Below are 12,840 nucleotides of genomic sequence, written 5' to 3'. Positions count from 1 at the left end.
CGCGGGGCGTCCCGGCCGCGGCGCGCACGGTGTGCGGCGCGGCGGGCTCCGGCTGCCCGAAGTCACCTTGCGCATGCCGAAGCTGAGCCTCACGTCGGCCTCCTCGGAGGAGTCCGAGGCCGACACCACGACACGTACGCCGGCCCGTACGAACCCGTCCCTGCCCTGGTTCACCCCGGACACCGATCCGGGGGCGGCCGAGGCCGATCAGCTCTCCGCACCGCACGAGAACAGTCCGACGACCCCCACCAGGAAGGGAAACACGTGAGCACGCAACGGAGAGTCCGGCCGGGGCCGACGCGGCCCAGAGGAAGCCGGAGAGCGGGCGCGGCCGGGGTCGCGATGATGCTCGGCGGTGCGGGAGTCCTGCTGGGCGTGGCCGCGGCGCCGGCCCAGGCCGCCGAGGTGTCCTACGCGACCGACTGCGTACCGCCTCCGGCCGCCGGGCTGCCGACGGTCAAGGGCACCACCAAGGTGGAGGTCACCGCGCCGGCCACCGCGAAGGTCGGTGACGAGGTCGAGGTGGTCTGGAAGTTCACGCAGGCCGCGTCGAAGAACCCCGACCTCATCGACCTGCCCGCCAACTCGGTCCAGCCGTCCGGCACCCTCAAGGCGGCCGGGGCGCAGGCCGCGTCCATCGCGATGCAGGGGCCGCGCGAGAACCCGGCGATTCCCAAGGGCGGGGCGATGGTCCTGTCCGACATGAAGGGCAAACTGAAACTGACCACGGCGGGCGAGGTGACGCTGACGCCGGACGCATACGCCATCAACGCCTTCTCGACGGACACGAAGTGCACGCCGACGGAGACGGTGAAGCCCGCGGCGACGATCAAGGTCACGGCGGGGGAGGGGACTCCGCCTCCCGATCCCACGGATCCCCCTGATCCCACCAGCCCGCCGCCGACGAGCGGTGAGCCGGCTCCGACCGAGAGCGAGACCGGGGGCAGCGACACGGGCGGTACCACCGGTGGCGGCGGTGAGACCGACTTCACCGGCAAGGAGGTCAAGATCCCCTACGCGTGCAAGACGCCGATCGGCGACAAGAACGCGACCTCTCCCGTGCAGATCAACGCCAAGAAGGACGGCGGGAGTTACGACCTCACCGTCAAGTTCAAGGGCTCCGTGATGGACAGCCCCGCCGACATCCCGGCGGACTCGGTCAAGCCGTCGATGGAGGTCGCGCTGGGCGGTGCCGACACGGGCACGGTCTATGTCGAGGGGCCGACGAACGCCGAGGCGATCAAGTCCGGTGACCCCATGGTGATCTCCGACATGACGGGTACGTACAAGCCGGGCGCCGACGGGGAGTCGACCCTCTCGCCGGGTGTGCTGACGGTGAAGGCGCTCGGGACGACCACGACGTGTACGCCGGAGAAGTCCGAGGTGTCGTTGACGCTGGACACGTCTGCCCAGCCGGGGGGTGCCGCCGGTGGGAGCGGCTCCGCCGGTGGGGCCGGGACGTCGGGGTCCGGTGACTCCGGTGGAGGGCTGGCGGACACCGGGGCCGATGACAGTGGAGGGTTGCGGGCTCTCGGGTTTGTTGCCGGGACCGCGATTCTGCTCGGCGGGGCCGTGTTCACGTTCATGCCCAAGCGGCAGGCTTCGCGTCGGGCGCCGTAGGGGAGCGTCGCCGTTTGGAGGTGCGGGTCCGTCGTGGCTGGTCGCGCAGTTCCCCGCGCCCCTTATAAGGGGCGCGGGGAACTGCGCAGTCAGCGGCGGAGCGTCTAGCGGACGTCGCCCATCAGGGACTTGACCTTGTTGCGGTACATGTAGATCGCGAAGCCGGCGATGACGGCGAGGGTGGCCTCCAGGGCGACGACGCCCATGCCGTTGAGGTCGACGCCCGCGATGGAGAGCAGGCCCGTCGTGGCGTCGCCGGCGGTGACGGCGAGGAACCAGACGCCCATCATCTGGGAGGCGTACTTCGCGGGAGCCATCTTCGTGGTGACGGAGAGGCCGACCGGGGAGACGGTCAGCTCGCCGACGGTCTGCACGAAGTAGATGGCGACCAGCCACATCGCGGCGGCCTTGTGACCGCCCTCGGCGATCGACAGGGGAGCCAGGAACAGGAAGAACGACGCGCCGACCAGGACCAGACCCGAGGAGAACTTCACGATCGTGCTCGGCTCCCTGCCGGCGCGGTTCAGCGCCAGCCAGGCCCAGGCGAAGACCGGGGCGAGGGCCATGATCAGCACGGGGTTGACCGACTGGTACCAGGAGACCGGGAACTCCCAGCCGAACACGGTGTTCTCGGCCGACGACTCGGCGAAGATCGACAGCGTGGAGCCGCCCTGGTCGTAGATCATCCAGAAGACGGCCGCGGCGATGAAGAACCAGACGTACGCGGACATCTTCGACTGCTCGACACGGTCCAGGGACTTGTCCCGCTTGATACGGGCGATGACCCAGACCGGGATGACCAGGCCGAGGACCGTCAGCGGAACCAGGATCCAGTTCAGCGTGTAGTGGCCGGAGAAGCCGACGACGGAGTAGAAGACCGCGGCGACGGCCAGCCACAGCAGACCCTTGCGCAGCGTCGAGGCCTTCTCGGCGGCGGACAGCGGCGTCGGGACGACGTCGGAGCGCGAGTCGAGGTGGCGGCGGCCGATCAGGAACTGGGCCAGACCCAGCGCCATGCCGAGCGCGGCGAGCGCGAAGCCCAGGTGCCAGTTGACGTTCTCGCCGATGGTGCCGATGACCAGCGGCGCGGCGAAGGCGCCGAGGTTGATGCCGATGTAGAAGACGGTGAAGCCGCCGTCACGGCGCGGGTCGTCCGGGCCGTCGTAGAGGTGGCCGACCATCGTCGAGATGTTGGCCTTCAGCAGACCCGAGCCGATCGCGACGAGGCCGAGACCGGCGTAGAACGTGCCGGACGAGGGCAGCGCCAGCGTCAGGTGGCCGAGCATGATGACCAGGCCGGCGACGGCGACGGTCCTGCGGGGGCCGAGCACGCGGTCCGCGAACCAGCCGCCGGGGAGGGCGAGCAGGTACACGAGCGACAGGTACACCGAGTAGATCGCGGTGGCCGCGGTAGCGCTCAGGTGCAGGCCGCCGGGTGCGACCAGGTACAGCGGGAGGAGAGCCCTCATGCCGTAGTAGGAGAATCGCTCCCACATCTCGGTCATGAAGAGAGTGGCCAGTCCGCGGGGGTGGCCGAAGAAGGTCTTCTCGGAACCGGGGGTGCCCGGAGAGACCGAGTCCTTCGTCAGGCTGGACGCCATGGTCGTTCCTTGCTGGTCGGGACGCGCTGCAGAGCGTCGCGCGCCCGGTGGGGGAGGCGGCCGGCACCGGCGGGGAGGGCCGTCCCGCCCCACGCCCACGGGGAGTCCGCTCCGGGTCTTCGGAGCGGTGGACGACGACCACCGGGATCCACGCCCCGCACGCGTCCTCGCGCTCGGGGCCCGGCCACAGGTCATTCCTTTCAAGGCTGGTAGACACCAGCCCGCACACAAAAGAGACCTTCGGCGTCAAGCTCCCGCCAAAGGTCCCCGCGTGGTGCTACAGGCGTCTGGTCACCATAAGGCCCCACGGCATGGCATTGCCGCATATGGCATGACTTGAGAGATGGATCACAGGTATGGATGGAACTATGCGCCTGAATCGAAGGCCGTTCATAGATTTACATCCCTAACCCACAGGGTTTCATCTCCCCGCGGTGCGGGCGAATCACGGGTGTCGATCACCCTGTCTGCACTGGTCCGCAGCGGACTACCATCAGTTCATGACCCGAGTACTGCTCGCCGAGGACGACGCGTCCATCTCGGAACCCCTGGCCCGCGCCCTGCGCCGGGAGGGGTACGAGGTTGAGGTACGCGAGGACGGCCCCACCGCGCTCGACGCCGGCATCCAGGGCGGCATCGATCTGTGTGTGCTCGACCTCGGGCTGCCCGGCATGGACGGCCTGGAGGTGGCCCGGCGGCTGCGCGCCGAGGGGCACACCGTGCCGATCCTCATCCTGACCGCGCGCGCCGACGAGGTGGACACGGTCGTCGGCCTGGACGCCGGCGCCGACGACTACGTCACCAAGCCGTTCCGCCTCGCCGAGCTGCTGGCCCGCGTCCGGGCCCTTCTGCGGCGCGGCGCGGCCGAGCCGCAGCAGCCGCCCGCCACGCACGGGGTGCGCATCGACGTCGAGTCGCACCGGGCCTGGATGGGCGAGGAGGAGCTCCAGCTCACCGCCAAGGAGTTCGACCTGCTGCGGGTTCTCGTCCGGGACGCCGGGCGGGTCGTCACGCGTGACCAGCTCATGCGTGAGGTGTGGGACACGACGTGGTGGTCTTCCACGAAGACCCTCGACATGCATATCTCGTGGTTGCGGAAGAAGCTCGGCGACGACGCGGCGAATCCGCGGTACATCGCGACGGTACGAGGCGTCGGGTTCCGCTTCGAGAAGAGCTAGCTCGTTGCTGTCGGGCCGCGCTTCATCGCCGTTGTGACGTCGGTGGGTGCGCGGCCGCGGGACGTGTGTGGCTGGTCGCGCAGTTCCCCGCGCCCCTTGGCGGGGCGCGGCCTCAGCCCTGATCGATCAGTTGCCCGGAGGGCCCTGTGCGTCGCCGACTCATCAACTCCACTCTGGCCGTCGTGCTGGTCGTGATCGCCGTGTTCGGGGTCTCGCTCGTCATCGTCGAGACCCGCACGATCAGCAACAGCGCCCAGGAGCGGGTCGACTCCGAGGCGGTGCGGCTGGTGAGCATCGTCGACAGCCGCATCCTCGGCGACGAGCTGATCAGCGCCGGTGTCCTCAAGGACCAGGTCACGGGCGACCGGTACGCACGCATCGAGATCCCGGGCCGCGCCGACATCCACATCGGCGACAAGCCCACCGGTGACGTCATCAAGTCGACCCGCAAGGGCGACCAGCGCGAGACGGTCACGGTCCAGGAGCCCCGTTCGGCGGTCACCCGTGAGGTCGGCCGTACGCTCCTGATCATCGCGGCGGTCGCCCTGCTCGCGGTGATCGCCGCCGTGCTCCTCGCGGTGCGCCAGGCCAACCGGCTCGCCTCCCCGCTGACCGACCTCGCGGAGACCGCCGAGCGGCTCGGCTCCGGGGATCCGCGGCCGCGCCACAAGCGCTACGGCGTCCCGGAGCTGGACCGGGTCGCGGACGTCCTGGACGGCTCGGCCGAGCGCATCGCCCGCATGCTGACCGCCGAGCGCCGCCTCGCGGCCGACGCCTCGCACCAGCTGCGTACGCCGCTGACCGCGCTGTCCATGCGGCTGGAGGAGATCACCCTCACCGACGACCCGGACATCGTGAAGGAGGAGGCGACGATCGCGCTGGGTCAGGTCGAGCGCCTCACGGACGTGGTCGAACGGCTCCTGACGAACTCCCGGGACCCGCGGACCGGCTCCGCCGTCACCTTCGACCTCGACGAGGTCATCAAGCAGCAGCTCGCGGAGTGGCGCCCGGCCTACCGCAACGCGGGCCGCGCGATCGTCAGCTCGGGCAAGCACCAGCTCCAGGCCGTCGGGACGCCCGGAGCCGTGGCCCAGGTCCTCGCGGCGCTGATCGAGAACTCCCTGATGCACGGTGGCGGCACGGTCGCGCTGCGTACGCGCGTCACCGGCAACCAGGCTGTGATCGAAGTCACCGACGAGGGGCCCGGCGTGCCGGCCGATCTGGGCGCCCGGATCTTCGAGCGGGCCATCAGCGGGCGGAACTCCACGGGGATCGGGCTCGCCGTGGCCCGTGACCTCGCGGAGGCCGACGGGGGGCGCCTGGAGATGCTCCAGGCGCAGCCTCCGGTGTTCGGGCTGTTCCTGTCGCGTACGCCGCTCAGGCTGCCGCAGGACGGCGGCGACGAGCAGACGGTTCGCTGAGGCAGAGGCTGAGACTGGGGTTGTCGGGAGGCTGCGGGCCGGGTGCGGCCGGCCGCGCCCACGCGGCGGAGCCGCGAATTGTCAGAGCCCCGCGCCCCTGGAATCTGGAATGGGGTGCGGGGCGCCTCGAAAGGCCCCTAGCGCACGCGCTGGACCTGGCGGAACTGGCGCGTCGGGCGGTCCTCGTCCTCCAGGTAGGCCTGGCGGTCCTGCTGGAGGTAGGGCTCCGGGTTCTCCAGGAACGATTCCGCGCTGGCCACGGCCTCACGGGCCGGGGCCGCACGGAAGACCCAGGTGCGGTAGGACCAGAAGCGGAAGAGCGTCGCGATACCGATGCCGACGAACTTGAAGACGTTGCTGGCGAGGGGGCTGTCCAGCCCGAGCCCGTACGTGGCGGCGTACAGGAAACCGTTCTCGATGACGAGGCCGACCGCGCTGAACAGCACGAACAGCGTCAGCTCCTTGGTGCGGCCGCTCTTGTCGCGATCGCGGTACGTGAAGTACCGGAAACCGATGTAGTTCGAGACGATCGCGACGACCGTGGCGATCACACTGGCCCGTACGACCTGAAGATCAGTGGTACCGCGCACCACGTTGAAGGCGATCAGGTTGACCAGCAGACCGGCCCCGCCGACCGCGCCGAACTTGGCGACTTCCCTGGTCAGCCGGTCGAGCCGCATGCGGACAGCGCTGGGCGGCCTGGCATGTGCCCTGCGTTTACCACCTTTGCCCATGGTGTCGCCCAGCCCCCGTCTCGTCGGATACGTCAATTTCGTCAACCTTCGTCGACTCCGCCATGCTAACCAGCGGTTCCCTTCGGTGCCCGGCTTGGACTCGAATATGTGGCCGGGATGTGATGACCATGCGGAACTTCCGATGATCATGCGGGCGACAGGGGTGCCCCGGTATGGCCGATACCCTGGGGGCGTGACGTTCCCGGTAGTCGGCATGGTCGGCGGGGGCCAGCTCGCTCGTATGACACACGAGGCGGGCATCCCGCTCGGCATCAAATTCAAGCTCCTCAGTGACACCCCCCAGGATTCCGCGGCGCAGGTCGTCGGTGATGTCGTCATCGGCGACTACCGCGACCTCGACACGCTGCGGGCCTTCGCGCGGGGCTGCGACGTGATCACTTTCGATCACGAACACGTACCCACCGAGCATCTGCGTGCCCTGGAGGCGGACGGCATTCCCGTGCGCCCCGGGCCCGACGCGCTCGTGCACGCCCAGGACAAGGGCGTGATGCGCGCGAAGCTCGACGAGATCGGCGTGCCGTGCCCGCGGCACCGGATCGTGAGCGACCCGGCCGACGTGGCCGCGTTCGCGGCGGAAGGGCTTCCCGAGGGGGCCGAGGGCGACGGTTTCCCGGTCGTCCTCAAGACCGTCCGCGGCGGCTACGACGGCAAGGGCGTGTGGGTCGTACGGTCCGCGGCGGACGCCGAGGACCCCTTCCGCGCCGGCGTCCCGGTCCTCGCCGAGGAGAAGGTCGACTTCGCACGGGAGCTGGCCGCCAACGTCGTACGGTCGCCGCACGGCCAGGCCGTCGCCTACCCCGTCGTCGAGTCCCAGCAGGTCGACGGCGTCTGCGACACGGTCATCGCGCCCGCGCCCGGCATCTCCGACGAGCTCGCGCTGCGGGCCGAGGAGCTGGCCCTGCGCATCGCGAAGGAACTCGGCGTCGTCGGCCACCTCGCCGTCGAGCTGTTCGAGACCCGTGACGGCCGCATCCTCGTGAACGAGCTGGCCATGCGCCCGCACAACTCCGGCCACTGGACCCAGGACGGCGCGATCACCTCCCAGTTCGCCAACCACGTCCGCGCGGTCCTGGACCTGCCCCTCGGCGATCCGCGCCCGCGCGCGAAGTGGACGGTCATGGTGAACGTCCTGGGTGGCGACTACCCCGACATGTACTCCGCGTACCTGCACTGCATGGCCCGCGACCCCCAGCTCAAGATCCACATGTACGGCAAGGACGTGAAGCCCGGCCGCAAGGTGGGCCACGTCAACACCTACGGCGCCGACCTGGACGACGTCCTCGACCGCGCCCGTCACGCAGCCGCCTACCTGAGAGGCACGATCACCGAATGAGCACGTCCGCAGATGTGTCCTCCGAATCGCCCGTGGTCGGCATCGTCATGGGCTCGGACTCCGACTGGCCCGTCATGGAAGCGGCCGCGCAGGCCCTCGACGAGTTCGAGATCGCCTACGAGGTCGACGTGGTCTCCGCGCACCGGATGCCGCGCGAGATGATCGCGTACGGCGAGGAGGCGGCCGGGCGCGGCCTCAAGGTGATCATCGCGGGCGCGGGCGGCGCGGCCCATCTGCCGGGCATGCTCGCCTCGGTGAGTCCGCTGCCGGTGATCGGCGTCCCGGTGCCGCTGAAGTACCTCGACGGCATGGACTCGCTGCTCTCGATCGTCCAGATGCCCGCGGGTGTCCCGGTCGCCACGGTCTCGGTCGGCGGCGCGCGCAACGCGGGTCTGCTGGCCGCCCGCATCCTCGCCACCCAGGACGCCGAACTCCTCGGCCGGATGCGCGAGTTCCAGCAGGAGCTCAACGACCAGGCCACGGAGAAGGGCAAGCGCCTGCGCTCCAAGGTCGAGGCCGGCGCCGGCAACGGCTTCGGATTCGGGAAGTGACGCGCATGTCGTCCCTGGACCGCGCCCGCGCCCTGCTCGCCGACTTCCCCGTCGTCGACGGTCACAACGACCTCCCCTGGGCGCTGCGCGAGCAGGTCCGCTACGACATCGACGCCCGCGACATCGCCGTCGACCAGAGTGCCCATCTGCACACGGACCTGGCCCGGCTGCGCGCGGGCGGCGTCGGCGCGCAGTTCTGGTCGGTGTACGTACGCTCCGACCTGCCCGGCGCGGTCACGGCGACGCTGGAACAGATCGACTGCGTACGGCAGTTGATCGCGCGCTACCCCGCCGACCTGCGCGCCGCGCTGACGGCCGCGGACATGGAGACGGCCCGCGGCGAGGGCCGTATCGCCTCGCTGATGGGCGCCGAGGGCGGCCACTCGATCGACAACTCCCTCGCCACCCTGCGCGGGTTGTACGAGCTGGGGGTCCGCTACATGACCCTCACCCACAACGACAACATCGCGTGGGCGGACTCGGCGACGGACAAGCCGTCCGTCGGCGGTCTGTCGCCCTTCGGCCACGAGGTCGTACGGGAGATGAACCGCCTGGGCATGCTCGTGGACCTGTCCCACGTGGCCGCCACGACCATGCGGGACGCGCTGGACACGTCCGTCGCGCCGGTGATCTTCTCCCACTCCTCCTCGCGCGCGATCTGCGACCACCCGCGCAACATCCCGGACGACGTGCTGGAGCGGCTGCCCGCCAACGGCGGTGTGGCGATGGTGACTTTCGTGCCGAAGTTCGTCCTCCAGGCCGCCGTCGACTGGACGGCCGCCGCCGACGAGAACATGCGCGAACAGGGCTTCCACCACCTCGACACGACCGCCGAGGCGATGAAGGTCCACCGCCTCTTCGAGGAGTCCAACCCCCGCCCCGTCGCGACCGTCCCGACGGTCGCCGACCACCTCGACCACATGCGCGAGGTCGCGGGCGTCGACCACATCGGCATCGGCGGCGACTACGACGGCACGGCGTTCACCCCCGACGGCCTCGGTGACGTCTCCGGCTACCCGAACCTCATCGCGGAACTCCTGGACCGCGGCTGGTCGTCCACCGACCTCGCCAAGCTGACCTGGCAGAACGCGGTCCGGGTCCTGGGCGCCGCGGAGGACGTGGCCCGCGACGAGCGCTCCCGCAGGGGCCCGTCGAACGCGACCCTGGAGCAACTGGACGGCTAGGCACGGCCAAGTACGGCCAGGCACAAGGCGGTTACACGGGTGCGGGGTGCCCCAGCAGCATGGTCGGGGCGCCCTTCACCCGCGTCAGGAACACGGTCGCCGAGTTCGGCCCCTGCGGCTTCACCTTGCGCCGCAACTCCTCCGGCTCGACGGCCGATCCGCGCTTCTTGACGGTGAGGACACCGACCCCGCGCTCCCGCAGCAGCGCCTTCAACTTCTTCACGCCGAAGGGGAGTTGATCGGTGATCTCGTAGGCGGTGGCGTACGGAGTGGCTTTCGGCGAGTCCGCGGTGATGTAGGCGATGGTCTCGTCGACCAACCCGCCGCCGTCCAGCGCTTCGGCGACCTCAGCGACCAGATGCGCCCGGATGACGGCCCCGTCGGGCTCGTACAAGTACCGCCCCAGCGGCCGCACTTGGGGGTCGGGCAGCCCCCGGCCGACGAGGGTCCGCGGCCCGGGCAGCAGGGTCGCGCGTACGGACCCGGCCTCTCCCGTGCCGAACCACAGCACGGCCTCCTTCACGTCCCCGGAGTCCGAGATCCACTCGGCCCCGGCCTCGGCGGGGACGGTCTCGTGCGGAACCCCGGGTGCGATCTTCAGCGCGGCGAGAGGCGCTTCGAGGGCGGTACGCACGGCCCACGACAGCGGCGGCGAATAGGCCTCGGGATCGAAGACGCGCCCGCGCCCGCTCCGCCGGGCCGGATCCACGAACACGGCGTCGTACGCGGCCGTCGCGACCTCCGTGACATCCGCCTCGCGCACCTCGATCAGCTCGCCGAGCCCCAGCGCGTCGGCGTTCGCCCGCGCGACGGCCGCCGCCAGCGGGTCCCGGTCGACGGCGAGCACCCGGATCCCGGCCCGGGCGAGCGCGATCGCGTCACCACCGATCCCGCAGCACAGGTCCGCCACGGACCGCACCCCGAGCTCCTGGAAACGCCGGGCCCGGTACGCGGCGACACTCGCCCGGGTCGACTGCTCCACCCCGTTCGGCGTGAAGTACATCCGCCCCGCGTCCGCCGCGCCGAACTTCACCACGGCCCGCTGCCGCAACCGCGCCTGCCCGAGCGCCGCCGACACGAGCCCGACGGGATACTCCCGCCGCAGCCGGGTCGCGACGGCCAGCTCCCGAGCGGGTTCGGTGTCCCGCACCTCGTCGAGCAGGGCGCGGCCCTGGTCCGTGAGCAGCGAGGCGAAGGCGGAGAGGGGATCGAGGTCGTTCACCGCCCCATTGTGGGCCAGTCGGTGGACGGGACACGGTCGCCGGATGTGTCGGGGGCCGGTGAGGGGTGTGACCTGTGAGGATCCGGGTTCATGCGACTTGTACGACAAAATGACGGGAATGATGTCAATAGCGGCTCGGGGGGCGCCCCCTCAGGTGCGCGGGGAACTGCGCGGCAAGTCCCCACCGTCCCGCAGGTCGCAATCCGGCCGTCCCACGCAGCACGCACCGCTCTCGTCCTGCTGACCGTCACCGCCCTCGCAGCCGGCTGCGCGGAAGCAACATCCACCACCGTCAAGCCGGCCGCGGGCCAACAACTCCTCAAGGCCCCACCGGCCCGGGCCATGGACGCCTACGCCACCAAACTCCGCCAGGAGAGCAGCGCACGCGCCACCGCGGCAAAGCGGTGGGGGCTGGCCGAGCCCCCTCTCCCCGCACCCCCCGCCCCCGAGAAGAAGCCCGGCATCAGCACCCGTAAAGGCTTCGAGGTGGACGACCACGAAGGCCTGCCGCCCGTTTTCACCACGATCCCCACCAAGGACAAGGTCGTCTTCCTCACCATCGACGACGGCGCCGAGAAGGACCCGGCGTTCCTGCGGATGATGAGCGAACTGAAGATCCCTTACACGGCCTTCCTGAGCGACTACCTGGTCAAAGAGGACTACGGCTACTTCAAGAAGATGCAGGACAAGGGCGTGGTCCTGAACAACCACACGCTCAACCACCGCTATATGCCGAACCTCTCCTACGAACGGCAGAAGCAGGAGATCTGCGGCATGCAGGACGTGATCGAGAAGCGGTACGGCAAGCGACCGGCCCTCTTCCGCCCGCCCTTCGGCAGCTACAACGAGGACACCCTGCGCGCGGCCAGGGCCTGCGGCATCAAGGCGGCCCCGCTGTGGAACGAGGAGGTCTTCGTCGACCGCTGGGACTACCGGGAGCTGGACCGGGACCTCCGTCCCGGAGACATCGTTCTCAGCCATTTCCGCGGCAAGGAGCACTGGAGGGGCACGATGCCCGACATGGTCCGCCGCTTCCTGAAGCTGGTCACGGACAAGGGGTACGCGGTGGCTCGTATCGAGGACTACCTGTGAGGAAACGGCCGGCCGCCGCCGCGGCACTGCTCGCGGGGCTGGTCTGCCTGGCCGGCTGCGCCCAGTCCGTGGACCCCATCGAGCGGCTGGGCAAGAAGGCCGCGCAGAAGGTACGCACGTACGGGCCCACCGAAGACCCGTACCGCCGCTGGGGCCTGACCGCCCCGCTCGCCCCGGCGCCGAAGCCGCCCGACCGGCGGCCCTCCGCCCGCACCGCGGGGCCGGGCCTGCCGCCCGTCGTCGACCGCGTCCCCACCCGGGACCGGGTCGTCTTCCTGACCTTCGACGACGGCGCCGAGAAGGACCCGGGGTTCGTCGACATGGTCCGCGAACTGCGGTTGCCGGTCACGATGTTCCTCACGGACAGTGTGGTCGGGCCGGGGTACGCCCACTTCGGCCGGCTCCGCGCGGTCGGCGCGAGCGTGCAGAACCACACGCTCGACCACCCGTACCTGCCGGGCCTCCCGTACGCCGGCCAGCGCGCCGAGATCTGCGGCCAGCAGGAGAAGCTCAAGCAGCGGTTCGGTATCCGCCCGCGCCTCTTCCGCCCGCCCTACGGTGACTACAACTCCGACACCGTGCGCGCCGCCGCCGACTGCGGGCTGGCCGCCGTCGTCCTCTGGCGCGACGCGGAGCGGCTCCGCCCGGGCGACATCCTCCACTGTCCGGAGGGCCGGAACGGTACGAGTCTCACTCGGACAACAACCAAGATTCTGAACCGAGTCCAAGACCAGGGTTTCACGGTCGCCCGCCTGGAGGACTACCTCTAGAGATTTCCCGCCCCCGCCGCCCCTACCCATTCCCGCCACTACTCGGGGGCCAGCCCCCGAACCCCCGCTCCTCAAACGCCGGAGGGGCTGAAGATTTCGCAGCCGGGGCCGAC

General features: G+C 70.2%; 11 protein-coding genes and 1 pseudogene. 9 read left to right on the top strand and 3 right to left on the bottom strand.

Going from position 1 to position 12,840, the window contains the following annotated elements:
* Positions 1-268, top strand: a pseudogene (locus tag O3Q52_RS36155) (hypothetical protein); the annotation flags it as partial.
* A 77-nt stretch (positions 269-345) separates the two neighbouring features.
* Complete coding sequence (locus O3Q52_RS36150) at positions 346-1,620, top strand: hypothetical protein (RefSeq protein WP_269652845.1); 1,275 nt, start codon at positions 346-348, stop codon at positions 1,618-1,620.
* A gap of 104 nt (positions 1,621-1,724) precedes the next feature.
* On the opposite strand, the gene O3Q52_RS36145 is transcribed toward O3Q52_RS36150, so the two are convergent.
* Entirely contained in the window at positions 1,725-3,221 is a 1,497-nt protein-coding gene (locus O3Q52_RS36145; protein ID WP_269652843.1) for an oligopeptide:H+ symporter, read from the bottom strand.
* Between the two features lie 500 nt (positions 3,222-3,721).
* Between O3Q52_RS36145 and O3Q52_RS36140 the strand changes: the two genes are divergently transcribed.
* Together O3Q52_RS36140 and O3Q52_RS36135 are read left to right on the top strand one after the other, a co-directional pair.
* Positions 3,722-4,399 (top strand): response regulator transcription factor, encoded by a 678-nt coding sequence (locus O3Q52_RS36140; RefSeq protein WP_055614806.1) that lies wholly within the window; start codon positions 3,722-3,724, stop codon positions 4,397-4,399.
* Between the two features lie 146 nt (positions 4,400-4,545).
* Positions 4,546-5,820, top strand: a complete 1,275-nt coding sequence (locus O3Q52_RS36135) for an ATP-binding protein (RefSeq protein WP_269652842.1) — start codon at positions 4,546-4,548, stop codon at positions 5,818-5,820.
* 137 nt (positions 5,821-5,957) lie between these two features.
* Here the strand turns inward: O3Q52_RS36135 and O3Q52_RS36130 are convergent, their stop codons facing one another.
* On the bottom strand, positions 5,958-6,554 hold the full coding sequence (locus O3Q52_RS36130) for a GtrA family protein (RefSeq protein WP_269652844.1): 597 nt from the start codon (positions 6,552-6,554) through the stop codon (positions 5,958-5,960).
* 193 nt (positions 6,555-6,747) lie between these two features.
* Between O3Q52_RS36130 and O3Q52_RS36125 the strand changes: the two genes are divergently transcribed.
* Genes O3Q52_RS36125 through O3Q52_RS36115 form a run of 3 tightly spaced genes read left to right on the top strand, consistent with a single transcriptional unit; the run spans position 6,748 to position 9,643 of the window.
* Entirely contained in the window at positions 6,748-7,908 is a 1,161-nt protein-coding gene (locus O3Q52_RS36125) for a 5-(carboxyamino)imidazole ribonucleotide synthase (protein ID WP_266759624.1), read from the top strand.
* Positions 7,905-8,459: a 5-(carboxyamino)imidazole ribonucleotide mutase gene (purE, locus tag O3Q52_RS36120; protein ID WP_269652841.1), complete on the top strand. Its 555-nt coding sequence runs from the start codon at positions 7,905-7,907 to the stop codon at positions 8,457-8,459. The genes O3Q52_RS36125 and purE overlap by 4 nt, the downstream gene beginning before the upstream one ends.
* Before the next feature lie 5 nt (positions 8,460-8,464).
* On the top strand, positions 8,465-9,643 hold the full coding sequence (locus tag O3Q52_RS36115) for a dipeptidase (RefSeq protein ID WP_269652840.1): 1,179 nt from the start codon (positions 8,465-8,467) through the stop codon (positions 9,641-9,643).
* A gap of 31 nt (positions 9,644-9,674) precedes the next feature.
* Here O3Q52_RS36115 and O3Q52_RS36110 read toward each other — a convergent pair whose 3' ends face one another.
* On the bottom strand, positions 9,675-10,865 hold the full coding sequence (locus O3Q52_RS36110; protein WP_269652839.1) for a methyltransferase domain-containing protein: 1,191 nt from the start codon (positions 10,863-10,865) through the stop codon (positions 9,675-9,677).
* Between the two features lie 90 nt (positions 10,866-10,955).
* On the opposite strand from O3Q52_RS36110, the gene O3Q52_RS36105 reads away from it, so the two are divergent.
* Together O3Q52_RS36105 and O3Q52_RS36100 are read left to right on the top strand one after the other, a co-directional pair.
* Positions 10,956-11,957: a polysaccharide deacetylase family protein gene (locus O3Q52_RS36105; RefSeq protein ID WP_269652838.1), complete on the top strand. Its 1,002-nt coding sequence runs from the start codon at positions 10,956-10,958 to the stop codon at positions 11,955-11,957.
* Complete coding sequence (locus O3Q52_RS36100; protein WP_269652837.1) at positions 11,954-12,727, top strand: polysaccharide deacetylase family protein; 774 nt, start codon at positions 11,954-11,956, stop codon at positions 12,725-12,727. The genes O3Q52_RS36105 and O3Q52_RS36100 overlap by 4 nt, the downstream gene beginning before the upstream one ends.
* The last annotated feature ends 113 nt before the right edge of the window (positions 12,728-12,840 follow it).

This window comes from Streptomyces sp. ActVer, from assembly GCF_027270795.1.
GTDB lineage: Bacteria > Actinomycetota > Actinomycetes > Streptomycetales > Streptomycetaceae > Streptomyces > Streptomyces umbrinus_A.
This window is presented reverse-complemented; position numbering and strand designations above follow the sequence as displayed.

Excerpts from the sequence above, each read along its gene's own strand:
- O3Q52_RS36140 (WP_055614806.1), top strand. The coding sequence starts at position 3,722 with ATGACCCGAGTACTGCTCGCCGAGGACGACGCGTCCATCTCGGAACCC.
- O3Q52_RS36105 (WP_269652838.1), top strand. The coding sequence starts at position 10,956 with ATGCGACTTGTACGACAAAATGACGGGAATGATGTCAATAGCGGCTCG.
- purE (WP_269652841.1), top strand. The coding sequence starts at position 7,905 with ATGAGCACGTCCGCAGATGTGTCCTCCGAATCGCCCGTGGTCGGCATC.
- O3Q52_RS36130 (WP_269652844.1), bottom strand. The coding sequence starts at position 6,554 with ATGGGCAAAGGTGGTAAACGCAGGGCACATGCCAGGCCGCCCAGCGCT.
- O3Q52_RS36145 (WP_269652843.1), bottom strand. The coding sequence starts at position 3,221 with ATGGCGTCCAGCCTGACGAAGGACTCGGTCTCTCCGGGCACCCCCGGT.
- O3Q52_RS36115 (WP_269652840.1), top strand. The coding sequence starts at position 8,465 with ATGTCGTCCCTGGACCGCGCCCGCGCCCTGCTCGCCGACTTCCCCGTC.
- O3Q52_RS36150 (WP_269652845.1), top strand. The coding sequence starts at position 346 with ATGCTCGGCGGTGCGGGAGTCCTGCTGGGCGTGGCCGCGGCGCCGGCC.